This is a genomic window from Novosphingobium sp. 18050 (assembly GCF_902706195.1).
Classification (GTDB): Bacteria; Pseudomonadota; Alphaproteobacteria; order Sphingomonadales; family Sphingomonadaceae; genus Novosphingobium.
The window spans coordinates 1-17,036 of sequence record NZ_CACSJO010000050.1 but is presented as its reverse complement, the minus strand read 5'-3'; the positions used below and the strand labels follow the sequence as shown (position 1 = coordinate 17,036).

General features: G+C 64.0%; 13 protein-coding genes, 1 tRNA gene and 1 pseudogene. 1 reads left to right on the top strand and 14 read right to left on the bottom strand.

Features of this window, described 5'->3' with window-relative positions; genetic code table 11:
• From GVL61_RS23755 to ectA, 13 genes are all read right to left on the bottom strand, one after another.
• Positions 1-561 (bottom strand): septal ring lytic transglycosylase RlpA family protein (locus GVL61_RS23755; protein ID WP_235037880.1); only part of this gene is annotated, 561 nt, incomplete at its 3' end.
• Complete coding sequence (locus tag GVL61_RS23750) at positions 545-1,501, bottom strand: lytic transglycosylase domain-containing protein (RefSeq protein WP_200844938.1); 957 nt, start codon at positions 1,499-1,501, stop codon at positions 545-547. The genes GVL61_RS23750 and GVL61_RS23755, both read right to left, overlap by 17 nt.
• A 654-nt stretch (positions 1,502-2,155) precedes the next feature.
• Positions 2,156-2,242: transfer RNA gene (locus GVL61_RS23745), tRNA-Ser, on the bottom strand.
• A 393-nt stretch (positions 2,243-2,635) separates the two neighbouring features.
• Positions 2,636-4,336, bottom strand: coding sequence for a GGDEF domain-containing protein (locus tag GVL61_RS23740; RefSeq protein ID WP_159983639.1), 1,701 nt, complete (start codon positions 4,334-4,336; stop codon positions 2,636-2,638).
• A 196-nt stretch (positions 4,337-4,532) separates the two neighbouring features.
• A complete protein-coding gene (locus tag GVL61_RS23735) occupies positions 4,533-6,254 on the bottom strand; it encodes an SLC13 family permease (protein WP_159983637.1) in 1,722 nt (573 codons plus the stop codon).
• On the bottom strand, positions 6,251-7,822 hold the full coding sequence (locus tag GVL61_RS23730; protein ID WP_159983635.1) for a DUF389 domain-containing protein: 1,572 nt from the start codon (positions 7,820-7,822) through the stop codon (positions 6,251-6,253). Before GVL61_RS23730 ends, GVL61_RS23735 begins: the two co-directional genes overlap by 4 nt.
• A gap of 174 nt (positions 7,823-7,996) precedes the next feature.
• Positions 7,997-9,304, bottom strand: a complete 1,308-nt coding sequence (locus tag GVL61_RS23725; RefSeq protein WP_159983633.1) for an MFS transporter — start codon at positions 9,302-9,304, stop codon at positions 7,997-7,999.
• On the bottom strand, positions 9,301-10,533 hold the full coding sequence (locus GVL61_RS23720) for an MFS transporter (RefSeq protein ID WP_159983631.1): 1,233 nt from the start codon (positions 10,531-10,533) through the stop codon (positions 9,301-9,303). The genes GVL61_RS23725 and GVL61_RS23720 overlap by 4 nt, the downstream gene beginning before the upstream one ends.
• Positions 10,534-10,549: 16 nt before the next feature.
• Positions 10,550-12,004, bottom strand: coding sequence for an aspartate kinase (locus GVL61_RS23715; RefSeq protein WP_159983629.1), 1,455 nt, complete (start codon positions 12,002-12,004; stop codon positions 10,550-10,552).
• A complete protein-coding gene (gene thpD, locus GVL61_RS23710) occupies positions 12,001-12,939 on the bottom strand; it encodes an ectoine hydroxylase (protein ID WP_159983627.1) in 939 nt (312 codons plus the stop codon). The genes GVL61_RS23715 and thpD overlap by 4 nt, the downstream gene beginning before the upstream one ends.
• A 19-nt stretch (positions 12,940-12,958) precedes the next feature.
• Entirely contained in the window at positions 12,959-13,384 is a 426-nt protein-coding gene (locus tag GVL61_RS23705) for an ectoine synthase (RefSeq protein ID WP_159983625.1), read from the bottom strand.
• A 34-nt stretch (positions 13,385-13,418) separates the two neighbouring features.
• Positions 13,419-14,741, bottom strand: a complete 1,323-nt coding sequence (gene ectB / locus GVL61_RS23700) for a diaminobutyrate--2-oxoglutarate transaminase (protein WP_159983623.1) — start codon at positions 14,739-14,741, stop codon at positions 13,419-13,421.
• A gap of 16 nt (positions 14,742-14,757) precedes the next feature.
• Positions 14,758-15,267, bottom strand: coding sequence for a diaminobutyrate acetyltransferase (ectA, locus tag GVL61_RS23695; protein WP_235037879.1), 510 nt, complete (start codon positions 15,265-15,267; stop codon positions 14,758-14,760).
• Between the two features lie 265 nt (positions 15,268-15,532).
• Here ectA and GVL61_RS23690 point away from each other — a divergent pair, with 265 nt between their 5' ends.
• Positions 15,533-15,973, top strand: coding sequence for a MarR family winged helix-turn-helix transcriptional regulator (locus GVL61_RS23690; RefSeq protein ID WP_159983621.1), 441 nt, complete (start codon positions 15,533-15,535; stop codon positions 15,971-15,973).
• Between the two features lie 153 nt (positions 15,974-16,126).
• On the opposite strand, the pseudogene GVL61_RS23685 reads toward GVL61_RS23690, so the two are convergent.
• A pseudogene (locus GVL61_RS23685) lies at positions 16,127-16,835 on the bottom strand (hypothetical protein).
• Positions 16,836-17,036 lie beyond the last annotated feature (201 nt).

Sequence of the window (17,036 nt, the reverse complement as noted above, 5' to 3'; positions counted from 1 at the left end):
CAGTAATGGCGACTGGTTGGCCAGCTTGCGACGCAGGACCTTGAGCAGTCCTTCCGGCGTCTCCATTCGTTCAGGAGCATGCCCGCCGTTGCGTAGCACCGCGCGCTCCTGCTCAGGCGGATTGACCCGGCGCACACGCACTGAACCGCGCCCACCCGGCGGCAAGCCCAGTTGCGCGATCGCATCGGGCGAAAGTTCCACCAACGCGTCATTGCTCATCGGCCCGCGACGTTCGAGGCGGACGAGGATCGTTCGCCCGGAGCCGAGCGCAGTCACTTCCACGTAGCAGGGCAGCGGCAGGGTCTTGTGCGCACCGCTAATGCCTGCGCCCTCACCGGCGACGGCAGTGCCGACTGCGTCGTAGTTGAGCTGGTCGACCGGCGTCCAGACGGTGCTGCCGATGGTATAAGGCTCGCCCACCACCACGGGATAATCGGCAGCCGGGCCCGTCACCGGCACATCGGGCGGCGGCTGCTTTCGGTCTGCGGCATAGGCGCCGCCAGCGGCTCCCAGCAGGATCAGCGCCGCAAGCGGGAGGGCATGGTTAACGGGAAATCTCATCTGCAAGCAACCCCACGGACATGGCGTAGTAGTTCGAGCAATTGTATTGAAGGATAACCCGATAATTACCGGTTAACAGATAGGCTGGCGTTCCTGGCCCATCGGGCTGGAACAGTGAGGTGAGGACATTGCCGCCGATCGCGCCCTGCGGCGAAACGCCCAGAGCGCGCCACTGCGAGACAGTCTTCCACTGCGAATGGCGGGCATGAACCCGGTCGCAGCTGGGAGCGGCCAGCTTGGTTGCATAGCTATCCACGTCGAATCCGGCCGGCACGCTGGCGCGCACGCCCCATGGCTGGCCAGGCCGCCATCCGGCATCGCGGAAATAGTTGGCGATTGAGGCAAGCGTATCGGCCGAATTGGTGAAGATATCGGCGCGCCCATCGCCGTCGCCGTCCGCTGCCAGGCGCAGGTAGACGCTCGGCAGGAACTGCGGATAGCCGAATGCCCCGGCCCAGCTGCCCTTGAGCTGCGACCGCGGCACGCCCCGGTCGACCATTTTCATCAGCGCGATCAGTTCACCCTCGAACAGAGCGCGGCGGCGCCCTTCCCACGCCAGCGTCGCAAGCGAGCGGGCAAGGTCGAAGTCTCCGGTATAGCTGCCGAAATTCGTCTCGTGACCCCAGATCGCGAAGAGAATCGGGGCGGGTACGCCGTAGCGCCGCTCGATCTGCGCCGAGATCGATGCAAGCGAGGCATAGCGCGCACGCCCCCGGCTAATGATCGAACTGCCGACATGCTGCGAGATGTAAGGTGCAAGCGCGGGCGGCGCGGTTTGCCGACCGGGCTGTGCGGTGTCGAGAGCGATAACCCGCTCGTTCGGCGTCAGCCCGCTGAGGATGCTGGAGATCGCCGTTTCGCTCACTCCCTGGCTACGGGCATGGGAAGCAACCTGCTGGAGATAGACAGGAAAACTCTCCGATTGGGCCGATGCCTGCATTGCGGGCATCGGTACCAAAATGAGGCCAAGCGCCAAGGAAGGAATACGCAGCGAACGCAGAAGGGATCTTAAGGTCATTACGGATGAACTTCGCACAAAGCGTACTGGTTGCAAATGGGCCCCTGCGCTCACCCGTGGACAGCCATCGCATATGCAGTGCCCTTCACCGATGAACACGGCCTATCTCGTGAAGGATATCTGCCGAAACGTGCTCGACGAAGCTGGCATTGTGATCACTGGAATCGTTGCCATCTTACGGCGCGACACGGACATCGATGGCTCCGGCGAATCCGGGAAACGGAGGCTCTACGCCAATGCCGTTCGTGCACTTGATCGATGGTGGCGCAGAGTGATTGTCGAAGACCGGCTCCCTTACGACCCAGAGCGCCGAGACCAAGTTCTATGAGGAAGCGAGGATCAAGCCGAATGGGATTCGCCCAGTTCACCGGCGCCAAGATCGTTGGCATCCGGCCGTGAACCTCGGCCATAAACCGTCCCTGCCAGCGCCAAACGCAAGTCTTGGATTTGCCTCGCCACCATGATGCCTGGAGTGCCCACGCCCTGAGCAGAATGTTCGGGATTCCACCAATTGCGCCTAGCAATTTTCTGTCGGAATTTCGTGACCGGCACATCAGCAACTTTGCCGATCGAACCCGGGCGGGGTGGGATTCGAACCCACGGTGAGCGCAAACCCACGGCGGTTTTCAAGACCGCTGCCTTAAACCACTCGGCCACCCGTCCAAACGAAACGCGGCCTTAGAAGCACATAGGGCCGATTGCCAGCCTTTTGTGCTCCATGAGCGCGAAAAGTGTTCATCCCCAAAAGCACAAGTTGAATCCTGAGCATCGAGCCGATTCGATCACTTACGCAGGTGTGCCAGTGAGCTGGACAGCGCCCTACCCCGTCCAGTCTATTTTGATGAGGGTATGACAATGACGATACTGAGAATGGTTTAATGCGCGAATTTCAACCGTTGCGTGCTCACCTACGGACCTCAGTCGGCCTTCCTCGTCTACGCAATCGGCGAAGGCATCGCGACCACGGACTCGCCGCGATCATGCTTGGGGCACTCGAGGCGTGCCCGCCAAGCGTTGACCAACCTCAGCGAGGCTCGTTAGGGAAGCTCGTTCAGGCTAGCCGCTCAATCGTCTCGATGAAGCGCTGGGGCTGGTCTTATGGGCCGGAATCCAGTTCATTACGGAGAAGGTTCGATTTCGGCCGGCGCGCTTTGCCTGGTAGAGCAGTTTGTCTGCCCGAGCATATGGTTCTGAGAAATTTTCGTCGCCCGTGAAATCCGTCACGCCCATGCTCGCCGTCAGAAGCCGTTCGAGCCCCGGGACGATACTGGCTACGGCGACAGGAATTGCTTGGCGGCGGCGTTCGGCAGCGAGAGCAGCGTCGTTGCCACGCAGAAGAAGCACGAATTCTTCCCCACCCAGGCGGTACGCTCGGACATCCTGATTCGGCTGGAGCGCGCTCGCCGTTGCCGTCAACACGGCGTCTCCAACGGCGTGTCCGTTCATATCGTTGATCGACTTGAAATGATCGAGATCGATAACGGCCAACGACGCGAACCCTTCGTTTCGAAGCATCTCGAACTGCCGCTCGATCGCGCGGCGGTTGAGCAATCCCGTCAGCGCGTCTGTTTCGGATAGCCGTTGGAGAAAGTCGGCCTCTGTACGGGCGCGATCTCGATCGCGCTTCAAAGTCAAAAAGCGGTCCGCCATGCCGAGTGTCGTGAAAAGAACTTCCACGATGCAACCGGCATAGAACAGCAGCATGGCGTCGGTGCTCGTTAAACCCGGCACCAGCCCCGTCACGAGGCGAACCGATCCAACAACCATCATCGGCGCGTATCCGATTGCCTGGAACTTCGCGGCCCGGCTCCCGCGACGCAAGGCATCTATCTGGGAGATCAGGAATATGACGAGGATTGGTGCAAATGCCGCCGTGTAGACACTCGACTGCATAGGCCGAGCAACGAATGGGAACGCTGCATGAGACACGCTCAGGATCATGGCCCAAGCCGCGCATAACGGAAGCAGGCGCCGCAGCAACGGATGCATCAATCCGGGCTCGATAAAGCGGCAGGTAAACATTGCCCCAGCCGCCACAGTCACGCCGAAGAGAACTGTAGTCATCCAACTCAACGTCATCGCGCGCGGATCGAAGAGCATGACCGACACTCCGGAGGTGACGAGGATCGTCGTCAGGAGCGAGAGCGTGAGTACCGAGTGCCAGATAACGAACGATTCCCCGAGAACGCGATAGAACGCGGCGTTGAAGATCAGGGGCATAATGAGAGTGCCGGCGAGTCCGGCCAAAAGCAGCAAGAACCGCATGTCGGCACTACCCTGCCCGGCGTCGGTCGACGCCAGGTAGGCCCTCTCCAGAGTCATCGGGTGACTCGGCAAGTCAACCGCGGCGATGATCTGCCGCGTTTCGCGGGATACCGCCGGCAAGGCAGCCTTGACGTACCCTCCGGCCATCGAACTCGCCAACGCGACGGCGGGAATCGTGTTCTGCCGGACAGTGCCGTCCCCGTCGATGGCAAGCAGGTGCACCGCATCGATGGCGCTCCGCCGAGACAGGAAGTAATGGGGAAGCGCCTCCTTGGGATCCAGATCGAAGCGAAGCAGGACCCGCTCCGCCTCAATAGAGACCTTCCGATTGCCGCAGGACCAGCGATCTCCCTGCCGAGCTATGGCGGCGACATCTTCCGACAAGCTGCCGGACGCCCAGCAGAAACTGCGGATCTCGGCCGTATTCATCGCCGGGATTGCCCAGAGGCTGAAGAGTGCCAAAGTCACCAGCAGCCCTAACCCTGCCAGCATCCATCTACTTGAACCAACCCATAACATCGAACGGCCTAGAACATGAAAACTTCAAGATGCCGTTAAGCAGCAGGGCCACCGGCTGCGATTTCGTTTAAAGCGAGCGAAGTGGGCAACCGTAACATCGCCTGGTCGCGCCAGATGCGTTTCGCCACACCGCCTAAGCATCCGTCAGCGCTGCTCCCACGAACGGGAATCACCCGTAGAGCGCAGCCAGCGTGGCTGCGGCGCAGACGACCACAATCACCACTAACGGCGCCCCCATGCGGGCATAGTCGCTGAAGCGGTAGCCGCCTGGTCCCATGACGAGCAGGTTGTTCTGGTGCCCGATCGGCGTCAAAAAGTCTGACGAAGCACCGATCAGCACCGCCAGCAGCGCGGCATCCGGGCTCACATGCAGCAAATTGGCAGCGTCGATTGCAAGCGGTCCCATGATGATCGCGGTGGCCACGTTGTTGAGGAAGATCGAGAGCAGCAGCGTTACGGTGCACAGCGCAGCCAGTACCGTAAAAAGTGGCATCCCAGCCAGCGCATGACCCAGCCACTGCGCGGCGATGGCAGCGGCGCCGCTGACTTCGAAGCTCTGCCCCACCGGGATCATGGCGGCAAGCAGGACGATGACGCTCCAGTCGATGGAGCGGTAAATCTCCTCGGGCGGCAATAGACGCAGCGCTGCGATCAGGACGGCCGCGCCGGTTAAGGCCAGCGCCGGAGGCAGGCCGAGGCCGACGATACAGGCGATGGCAGCCGTGAATATCGCGAGGATCGCGGCTGCACGCCCCCGCGCCGTGGGCACGGGATCGTGCCGGTCGATCTCCAGCACGCGCGCGCCGGCGCTGAACGCGCCCAGTTCCGCCTGGGGGCCGCGAATATAGAGCTGGTCACCGGCGCTGATGCGCATATCCACCAGTTGCCGTCGCTCCCTGGCGACGCGCGGGCCTACTGCGACCACCTGCAACTGTTGGCGGCTGCGGGTGCGGACCTCGTCGTAGCCAAAGCCGATCAACGGCGAACCGTGCGCAACTGCTACCCGGACGGTGACGGCATCGGGCACGTGATCGATCGCCACGTCAGCCCCCAGCCCGGCGGCTTGCGCCACTTTCCACTGGTTCTGGCGCGAAAGGACAAGGATGCGGTCATTCGCCTGAAACGCCTCCGCCGCGTTCAGCTTGCCGAGGTCGCGGAACGCGGCAAGCACGCGTCCTCCCGCACGGCGCAGCCGGGCTCGCAATTCGGCGGCGTCCAGCGCATCCCCCGACACCACCAGTTCGTAAACGCGCCACGGCGGCTTGCCGTTAGCCGCATCACTGCGCCTGCCCGGCAGCAGGCGCCAGCCCACGAAGCCCAAATAAATCAAACCCATGATCGTCACCGCAACGCCTACCGGCATCATCGTGAAGAACCCGAAGGGACTGCCCAGCCGCGTTTCCCGAACTGATGAGAGGATGAGGTTAGCGGGCGTCCCGATCAGCGTGGTCATTCCGCCAAGGATGGTAGCGAAGGCAAGTGGCATCAATGTCGCGGCGGGAGATCGCTTCGATGAGCGGGCGATCTCGGCCGCGATCGGCATAGTGATGACCAGCGCGGCGATATTGTTCATGAACGCCGACAGCATCGCTCCCACCAGCAGCAGACTTGCCAGCCGCACGGTGAACCCGACCCGTGCAGGTATGATGCGACTGGCGACGATGGCCGCTGCTCCGCTCAGTTCGATGGCGCGGCCGATGACAAGCACTGCCGCCACCGCCATCACCGCCGGATCGGCGAACCCGGTGAAGGCATCAGCGGGTGCGACAAGGCCCGTTGCCAGGCACGCGATCAGAGCAAGGAAGGCGACGAGATCATGGCGTACTCGCTCCGACACAAACAGAACAAGCGCGCCCAGCAGGATCAGGGCGCTGAGCGCGGGAGGGCTCAAGGCTGCTCACCGCCGCTCGCACTTTGGAGAACGAACCGGCTTCCGGCCGGGGCGGCGGGTACCGGCTCGATGCCGTTCTCACGCACGAGAGCAGCGATGGCGAGAGCACGGCGCTGCACCAGCGACGGCGATTCAGGTGCTTCCTGCGGCAACCCCGGCACCGCGAGCGAGCGCACGTTCCAGCGCCGTGCAGCCCAGGCCGTGACGAGCACCGCTTCGCGGGCCGTCACGTCCAGCGCATCGTCGCTGCTGGCGAAGCCGATCGGCGGATAAGGCATCTGCGGCGGGGTCAGGACCACGTCCCATCCGTCCGCCTGCACGGCGGCGCGCTGTTCCAGAGCCCGATACGTCGAGAGCGAGGCACCGGGCAGAGGCGCGGCGGTCGCCATGGCGCGGTGATGGTCGCGGTCGATGGTCACGTTATCAGGCGCGATCCCGGCGGTCAGGGCCAACATCTGTGCAAGCGAGGCGATGCGCTGGGTCGCGATCGCAGCGGCGTCCCCGGCCTGGCGGATCTCCTCGCGCTGGGCCTCAATGGCACCGGCGCCGGGTTCGAGCAGCACCTGGTCGAGCCGCAGTTTTAGCGGCCTGCCCAGTGCGCCGGCCAGATCGTCCTGCAATGCCGCCGTGCGCTGCATCCTGCCGCGCGGGGTGATGACAACGGCGCGCACGACCACGGGCGCGGCGTCGAAGTCGATATCGAGTTGGGTAACGCGCGCGTCAGCGCCGAAACGCTCGGACAGGAACGAGCGGGTCTGGTTGACCATGACCGCTTCGCCGGCGATCTGCTTGAGCGAGATGCCCAGCGGGATCGCCAGCCCGACGAACACGAACAGCAGCACGAAAGTCTGCGTCCACGTTTGCTGGCTGCTCAGATAGTGGCCGAAACCGTAAAAGCGCGCCATCACAGTCGCCGAAAGGGCGATGGTGACGAAGTTGGTCACGAACAGCGCCAGAGCGCCGCCCAGCACCGGCATGTTCCAGGTGGCGAGGCCGAATCCGACCACTGCAAGCGGCGGCATCAGTGCAGTGGCGATGGCGACGCCAACGATCGTATCACCCCGGCCGCGAATGATCGCGAATGTTCCGGCAAGCGCCGCGAACAGCGCAACGGCAAGGTCGAACAGGTTAGGCCGGGTGCGCGCGATGATCTCGGCCGTCGGCGCCTGGAGCGGCGACAGCGCGACGATCAGCGCCGTGAACAGTACCGCTGCGACCGCACCGATCGCCAGCGCGGTGAGCGAGCGGCGCATCTCGCCGAAATCGAACAGGGCCAGACTGAAACCAAGTCCCAGGATCGGGCTCATCAGCGGCGAGATCAGCATCGCCCCAATCACTACTGCCGGCGACGACAAGAGCAGGCCGAGAACCGCGATCCCCGCCGACATCATCACCATGAAGGCATATCGCGGCGACCATCCGCTGTCCTCGACGATCCGTGCCATCACCGCTTCGTGATCAACCCTGCCAACCACCGAACGGCGCCACCAGCGGTAAAGCGCGATGTGCTCGAGCCGCTCATGGAATGAATCCGCCTGCGCGGATACCTGCGGCGTGGCTTCGGTCATCGTGTTGCGCTCCCCTGCATTTCCCGAGTGTTCCGCCGCTCAGGATCGCGCTGTCTTTGTTGAACTATTCGGGACCGTCCCGGTTTCATCACAGCAGACATGTGCCCAAGCCGGGCTCGATGGTCCAGCCCTGTTGCCGCTGATGGAGCCCCTCACCGGCCAACGTTGGCTGCGTTAGCGAATATGCTGGCCCAGCGGCTTGCCGGCCGTCTCGGGGGTGAAGCGCAGCGCCAGCAGGCCGACAAGGCAGGCGGCGATCATCACCCAGGCCGGCATCAGCGGATTGCCGGTCATCTCGATCAGCCCCGAATTGACCGCCGGTGCAGTGCCGCCGAACAGCGAGGTCGATACGTTGTAGGCCACCGCGAACCCCGCGAAACGCACGCTGGTGGGGAAGAAGGCCGGAAACGTCGCCGATATCGTCGCAAGTTGCGGCACGTAGAGCATGCCCAGCAGCGCATAACCGATCACCGCACCCGCCATGCCCAGCCCCATCAGGTGATAAAGCGGCACCACCGCCACGATCAGCCCGATCAGGGAAAAGCGCCACAGCGGCTTGCGCCCGATCCGATCGGACAGCGCACCTGCGAAGGGCAGCAGCAGCATCATGAACACCATGCCCGCGATCGGCACCGCCAGCGCCGCGTCGGTGGAAAGGCCGAGGCGGCGCTCCAGATACGTCGGCATGTAGCTGAGCAGCGTGTAGTTCACGACGTTGAGCGCCACCACCAGCCCGCCCATCGCCAGCAGCGCGGTGCGGTGGCGGGCGAACAGATCGCGTAAGGGGGAAGCGCTGGCGGCGGCCTCCTCCCGCTGCTCGGCTTCGAGGAACAGCGGCGTCTCGGCCATGCGGGAGCGCAGGTAGACCCCCACGAAGCCCAGTGGCCCGGCCAGCAGGAACGGCAGACGCCAGGCCCAATCACGCATGGCGCCGTCGCCCAGCAGCAGCGAGAAGCCCAGCATCAGCAGCGCCCCCGCGCAGAAGCCCGCCAGCGTGCCGACTTCCAGGAAGCTGCCGTAAAAGCCGCGTTTCGCGTCGGGCGCATATTCAGCCATGAAGATCGCCGCGCCGCCGTATTCCCCGCCAGTCGAGAAACCCTGAACCATGCGCAAGGCGATCAGCAGCACCGGCGCCCACATGCCGATCGTAGCGTAGGAAGGGATAAGCCCGACCGCCACCGTCGCGGCGGCCATCATCACGATGGTGATGCCCAGTACCGCCTTGCGCCCGTACCTGTCGCCCAGCGGCCCCCAGAACAGCCCGCCCAGCGGACGCACCAGAAACGAGATCGCGAACGTGGCGAGGGCGAACAGCGTCGCCTCGGACGTTTCCCCGGGGAAAAGGGCAGCAGCGATGTAGCTCACGCCGTAGGCGTAAATCCCATAGTCGAACCATTCGGTCGCATTGCCGATCGCAGAGGCGGCGATGGCGCGGTGGAGGACGGCGGGAGACGTCCCGGACGAGGCATTGTCGGTTGTCATGGCGTGCTTTCTTCCGAGGCGACCGGATCGAGCGCGGCGGACATGGGCGTCGTGCGCGGCAGCACGACGTAGGTTTCCTGAAGATGAGCGGGTACCGGCTCGGAGCGGACCTGCCGCCACAGGCCGAAGGAAAGCGCGGCTCCGGCGCAGGCGGCCACGAACAGGAACAGCCCCGCCGTGCCGATCACGGTCATCGCCAGCGCGCCAAGCGAAGGCCCGAGCGCAGCGCCCAGCGAATAAAGCAATACCAGCCCGCCACTGGCAGCGACCCGCTGCTCCGGCGAAAGGTGGTCGTTGGTATGGGCCACGCACAGAGGATAAAGCGCAAAGCTCAGCCCCCCGAACAGCGCGCCGAAGACCATCAGCGGCGCGGTGCCCGTGGTCAGCGCGATCGCGAGGCTGGCGGCAAGCGTCCCGGCAAAGCCGATGACGATGACCTTGCGCCGGTCCATACGGTCCGACAGGCGGCCAAGCGGCCATTGCAGGGCAACGCCGCCCATGATCACGATGCTGATGAACAGCGCGGTCCCGGCAAGGTCCAGCCCGGACCTGCGCGCATAGACCGCGCCCATGGCGTAGAATGCGCCCAGCATCACCCCTGTCATGAACGCGCCAACGATGCCCAGCGGGGAAACCGCGTAAAGTTCGCGGAACGATAGCGAGGTGGCTTCTCCCGGCGCGGGCGCGGCGATGCGGGTCAGCACCACCGGCACTGCCGCCAGCGAGATCAGGATCGAGCCCACCATCAGCGGCATCGTCGGCGAAGTCTCGCCCAGGTTGAGGGTGAACTGGCCGATCGCCTGCCCGCCGTAGAGCGCGATCATGTACCCCGCCAGCACGCTGCCCCGACCCGCGCCCTCCGCCCGCTCGTTCAGCCAGCTTTCCAAGCAGACGTAGATCCCCGCAAGGCATATGCCGTCGGCAAAGCGCAGGGCGCCCCAGAACAGAGCATCGCGGTGGATCGCATAGGCCAGAGTGCTGGCGCTGAGCACCGCGACGAAGGCGGCAAAGGCGCGGATGTGGCCGATCCTGCGCAGCAGCGAAGGCGCGCGCAGCGATCCCGCCACCAGCCCGGCGAAATAAGCGGTGCCGACCAGTCCGATCGCCAGCGTCCCGCTACCCGCGCGTTCGAGCCTCACGCTCACCAGCGTGTTCATGAAACCGCCGCCCGCCATCAGGATGAAGATGGCGAGCAGCAGGCTGCGGACGGGAAGGATGGCTTTCAGCATGGCCTTTATCGAGCCGTCAGGCCGCGACCAGTTCCTCGGCCCTGACGTCAGCAAGGGCGGCGCCTTCGACCAGCACCTTGTGAAGCACGCGCACGGCAGGATCGAAGTCGTCGACGGCAACGATGAACTGCACGTCGACGTTGCGGATCTGGTGCTGCATCGCGACCATGCCGATGTTAGCCTCCGCCAGCGCCATCAGCGCGCGCGGGACAAGGCCCGGCTCGGCCAGGTCGCTACCGATCACCGAGACCATCGCCACCGGCTGCACCGTCACCGCCGCGCCGGGCCAATGCGCCTCGATGTCGGAGACGATGCCCGCCATCTGCGCCGTATCGGTGCCAGACAGGTAATGGGTGATGGTGTTGGCGTTTGAGCTTTTGCTGACGATCCAGGCGCCATGCCGGGTCAGCGTGTCGAGGATCGCGGCATCGTAGCCCTTCTCGCCCACCATGTCCTGTTCGAACACCTGCAGCGCCTGCACCGAGGAAAGCCCGGTGACGATCTCCACGCGCGGGCGCTCGGACACGTAGTCGCCGCAGATCAGCGTGCCGCCGTCGTGCCGGTCGAAGGTGTTACGCACCCGCAGCGGAATGCCCGACTGGCGCAGGCCCCGCCCCGCGCGCGGATGGATCGCCTCCATGCCGAGGTTGGCGAGTTGATCGGCAACATCGTAGTTGGTGCGGCCGATCTTGCGGGCCACCGCCTCGCCCACAAGGCGCGGGTCGGCGCTGGAGAGGTGGAATTCTTTGTGAATGATCGCCTCGCGCGCCTGCGTCAGCACGGCGATGCGGGAAAACGTCATCTCCGAATAGCCGCGGGCATAGCGGCGCACCATGCCACCCTCGCACCCGGCATAACCGGTGACGATGGGCATCTGGCGCGCAAGGTCGATCGGTGCCAGTGCCTCGACGATCCGGTCATCCAGGCTGCGCATGTCCTCGTTGTTCCACAAGGTCAGGTCGACAAACACCGCATCGACGCCCCGATCGCGCAGCATCAGCGCGGTGGAATGCGCCGAATGGGCCTCGCCCAGCCCGGCCAGCATCTCGCGCACGGTGGTCATCTGCTCTTTCAGGCAGAAGCGGCCATGGGCGCGCAGCCGGTCCAGATCGTCGAGGCAGGTTTCCAGCGCGGCAATGCGCTTCGCCACGAAGGCATCCGCCTCGGCACGGCTTTCGGTGCGGGCGAACATCTCGGCGTTGCGCACCGTCATTGCGTCCATCACTTCGGCCAGCGCGGCGCGCCAGGCACCGGGCGTCTCGTTGCGGATGAAATGGGCGTGGACGCCGGCGCGGCCGCTCTTCTTGTGCTCCAGCAGCAGGTCCGTCATCCCGGCATAAGCGGAGACGACGAAGATGCGGTTGTAGAGGTCGGCGCCTTCGCGCCCGGCGACCAACACGTTGTCGAAGACGGTCGAGGTGGCGGCCATCGAAGTGCCGCCGATCTTTTCCACGGAATGGGTCCGGGTCATGCGGCTACTCCTTCAAGGCTCTCGGCCATCTGGGCGGAAATCTGGCCGGAAACGGGAACGACGCTTTTCGCTCCGCGCGCGGCGATGAAGTCCGGGCGCGGCGCGGCGGCGGCAAAAGGTGCCTCCAGCCGGTTGCTCACCGCGTTGTAGACGAGGAAAGCATTGGCGCGCGGGAACGGCGTGATGTTGCCGTTGGAGCCATGCATCGTGTTGCAGTCGAACACGATCACCGTGCCCGGCCCGCCAGTGGGGGCGACGATGCCCTGGCGGTGCGCCAGTTCGGCCAGCGTGTTTTCGTCCGGCACGCCGTATTCCTGCCGGCGCAGCGATGCCTTGTAGTGGTCGTCGGGCGTCTCGCCCACGCAGGCCACGAAGACATGCTGCGATCCGGGGATCACCATCAGCGGGCCATTGTTGGGCGTGTTTTCCGCCAGCAGCACCGACATCGACAGCGCGCGCATATGCGGCATGCCGTCCTCGGCGTGCCAGGTCTCGAAGTCGGAGTGCCAGTAGAACTCGCGGCCCTTGAACCCCGGCTTGTAGTTCAGCCGCGACTGATGAAGGTAGACCTCGTCGTCCAGCAGGTAGCCGGCGACCCCTGCCAGCCGTTCGTCCGCAGCAAGGCGCGCCATCAGCGGGCTTTGCGAATGGATCTCGAAGATCGAACGTATCTCGCGGCTGCCGGGTTCGGCGATAACGGTCTCATCCTTCAGTCCCGCCGGGTCGCCCAGCAGGCGCCCGGTTTCGGACTGGAGCACGGCCATCTCGGCTTCGGAGAACACGTTCTCCAGCACAAGATAGCCATCGCGGTCGAACTGCGCGATTTGCTCGGCGGAGAGCGGTGCACCGGGCTGCCATGCCCGCCGGGCGACAGGCTCGGAGCGGGCGAAAAGCTGCGGTTCGCGGGTGCAGCGGGTGGGATAATGGTCCTGCATCAAATAGCCCCCTGTCTCCTCACTCCGCCAGCGCGCGTTCGCGCGCGTCACTCGCATCGATGGCGGTATCGGCGGGATAGGCCCCGCTTTCGTCATGCACTTCGCGCCCGGTGACCGGCGGGTTGAAGACACAGGCGCACAGGATGTCCTCGGTGGGGCGCACGATGTGCTTGTCGTTGTTGTTGAGTGCATACATCACGCCCGCCTTCAGCTCGTGCGTCAGGCCGGTGCCAAGGTCCTCGATGGTCCCGGCACCCTTGAGCACCAGCACCGCTTCGAGGTGGTTCTGGTAATGCATATGCAGTTCCTCGCCCGCGAACATCGTCGTGACGTGGAACGAGAAACCCATGTCATCGTCCTTGAGCAGCAGGCGGTCGGAGTGCCAGCCCTTAGACTCGACGTGACGGTCGGACTTGCGGATTTCCTTGAGTTGGCGAACGATCATATCGTGTAATTCCTTGAATTGAAGGGGAGAAAGCTCAGGCAGCAACGCCGAGCTTGCGCTGGTGCGGCCTGGCGACAGGTGCGATCGCCTCGGCGACCGCTTCCTCCAGGATGCTCAGACCGGCTTCGAGGACGGCGTCCTCGATCGTCAGCGGGGCCAGCACCTTGACGATCTCGTCATGCGCACCGCTGGTCTCGATGATGAGGCCTTCGTCGAAGCAGGCTGACGTAATTTTCGTGGCCACTTCGCCGGTCCCGACGTTGATGCCCCGCATCATGCCCCGGCCGCGCGTGGAAAGCCCGTGGCGATCGGCCATGCGTTCCAGTCGGCGTTCCAGAATGCCGCCGCGCCGGGTGACCGCGTCGGCAAAGGCCGGATCGGCCCAGAACTCACGCAAGGCAGCCGTGGCGGTGACGAAAGCGTGGTTGTTCCCCCGGAACGTGCCGTTATGCTCACCGGGCGACCAGATATCGAGGTCGGGCCGCATCAGCGTCAGCGCGAAGGGCAGGCCCATGCCGGAAAGCGATTTCGCCAGCGTGACGATATCGGGTGTGAAGCCCATGCCTTCGAAGCTGAAGAAGCCGCCGGTGCGGCCGCATCCGGCCTGGATGTCGTCGACGATCAGCAGCGCGCCATGCTTCTTCGCCAGCGCGGCGATGCGGCGCAGCCACTCGGGCCGCGCGGCATTCAGACCGCCCTCGCCCTGGACCGTTTCGACCAGGAAAGCCGCCGGGGCATCGAGGCCGCTGGACGGATCGGCAAGGCGCTGTTCCAGCAGGTCGGCGGTGTCCACCTCCTCACCGTAATAGCCATCGAACGGTTCATGGCTGACATGGCTGAGCGGAACCCCGGCGCCGCTGCGCTTGCCGGCGTTACCGGTGCAGGCCAGCGCGCCCAGCGTCATGCCGTGGAAACCGTTGGTGAAGGCCACCACCAGTTCGCGCCCCGTCACCTTGCGCGCCAGCTTGATCGCTGCCTCGACGGCATTGGTGCCGGTCGGTCCGGTGAACATGACGCGGTAATCCAGCCCGCGCGGCTCCAGGATCACGTCTTCGAACGTGCGCAGGAACGCGGATTTGGCATCGGTGTGCAGGTCCAGCGCGTGGGTCACGCCATCGGCAGCGATGTAGTCCATCAGCGCGGCCTTTAGCACCGGATGATTATGGCCATAGTTCAGCGAAGAGCAGCCCGAGAGGAAATCGAGATAGCGCCCGCCTTCGCTATCGTGCAGCCACGGCCCCTGCGCTTTGCCGAACTGGCGCGGCATTGACCGGGAGTACGTGCGCACCTGCGATTCGCGGCGGTCATAGATCTTCGTATCCGGCGCGGCAGCGCTCGGCATGGGGGTCGTCTTCATTAGGAAAATTCCCTGTTCAGGTAGTGGGGGCTGACGGCAGCGGGGCGATGCTCGCCTGCCATTCCGTGTCGTGTGCCCCTGCGAAGTGCGCATCGCGCTCGAAGCGCCCGGATTTCGAGAGGCTGGCGCCGTGGCGGCGCGCGAAAGCGCCAAACAGCGCCCAGGAGGCCGGGTTGGCCTCGGTAATCGTTGTGGTTAGCGTGGTGGCGCCCTGAACTGCCGGCCGCGCGGCCAGTTCGTCCAGCATCCGTCCGCCCAGACCCTCGCCGCGCGCCGAAGCTGCAACGGCAACCTGCCAGACGAAAATGCGCTCGGGATGCGAAGGCGGGCGATAGGCCGAAATCCACCCGACGATGGCGCCGTCGCGCTCGGCGACCACGCAGGTCTCGGCGAAATCGCTGCACTGGAGCAGATTACAATAGGCCGAATTGCGATCGAGCGGCGGAGAAGCCGCGATCAGTGCGGTGACGGCAGGGCCGTCATCAGCCGTGGGCCGGCGCAAGGTAGGCAGGGTAGTGCGTTTCACAGGATCAAGGCCCTCAGGATGCTCCCGAAGGCCGACTTCATTCACGTCTGCATATAATATTACTTCACCCTCCGAAACACATTCCTGTGCTTGGCATTTGCCTGATTTTGATTGCTGCTGCGCAATACCATAAGGATAGTGCGGATCATTGCAACCTTCCGAGGCCAGAAAGGTTCCCGGAGGCCTCGTCGCGGAGGCCAGATTCTTCTGCCTTGGAAGCATCTTGCAACTTGGCGCAATGCCGCAGGAAAGCTAGCTCTGGGGCATGGACACCGATCTCACCCCGGCCGCACTTTCTGCCTTAAGAAAAATTCTTGACGCGGCCGAGTTGGAGAATCGGAAAATGACCGCAGCTACCGGCCTGAGCCCTTCACAGGCGCTGGTGCTGCGCCAGATCGGCGCGCACAATGGCATCACTCCAGGCTCCGTCGCCACGACACTGCGTTTCGGGCAGGCCACGATCACCAACATCGTCGACAAGCTGGTCGACGCCGGATTTGTCACCCGAACCCGCAGCGACAACGACAAGCGCCAGATACTCGTGAAGGCCACCCCCGAAGGCGTTAGCCGTCTGGCAGACCTTCCACTTCCCTTGCAGGCACATTTTACGCGTGGGTTTGGAGAAATGGCGCGGTGGGAGCAGGCCATGATGCTGGCGATGCTCGAAAAGCTTGGCGACCTGATCTCGGTCGATAATCAGGCTTAGCTCGAGTATCAGGCGGTACTTCACGAACAGATTGATCGGAACGAAACCCGGCCGAACAATCGTGGCTGCCGTGAAGGCGATCATTTCACCGGAAGTCGCATCCCGGTCCGCAGCAGATCGGATCACAGCTGCAATATGATATCCGACCGGCAGCTAGTGGATTGATTCCAGCGTTTGGTGCCCCCGCGTGAAGGCGGCGATGATCTGGTCAGGATCGGCTCTCCAGACGAAGGGATGAGGTTGCTCGTTATGCTCTTTGATGAAGCGGTTGGTAGCGGCCTGAAGATCGACAACGGAGTGGAATACGCTGTTTGTCAGCCTTCGTCGGGTGAGTTTGGCAAAGAAGCCTTGGACGGCATTGAGCCATTGTGTGCGCGGGCGGCGAAACATAGAGCCCAACGACATCGTGCAACTTCTCGGCGAAGGCCTTGTCGTTGGAGAGCTTGAAGCTGCGCCACCGGTGGGGCGCCAAGCCATGGTCGTGCCAGAACTTCACAACCGATGACGCCGCGATACCAACCGCCTTGGCCATCGCACGCACAGTCCAGTGTGAGGCCTCGTGCCCGGGGGGCTCGAGCGTCAACGCAATTACGTTGACGACCAAGGCCGCCCCGAGCGGCGCGATCCCAGGGAGGCGGGTCTTATCGCGCAGAATCTATCCATGCCGTCAGCCATAAACCGTTCCTGCCAGAGCCAAACGCAAGTCCTGGATTTTCCGGCCGCCACCATGATGCCCTGAGTGCCGACGCCGAATGATCCGCGCCCGCCACACATGCTTCTGTGGCGAATTGCGCGCCGCGACTATCGCATCAAGTCGCGCGGCGTCCGGTGCAGTGACTTCGATCTGGATACCTGTTCGCATGCCGCATCCTCGCACGGCGGTGGCAACACGGGAATCCTTCAAATGGGTGCATTTCGTTCCGATCAATCCACTAGCCCGGAAAATTCACGCGGGTTGGCGGATGTGGCGTAAAGCACTGATTTAACGTATGATTTGGTTGCTTAAGCCGATCGACGTCATTTCAGGAAAGCCACACCCGCCATGGACGGTTCTACTCTGCCG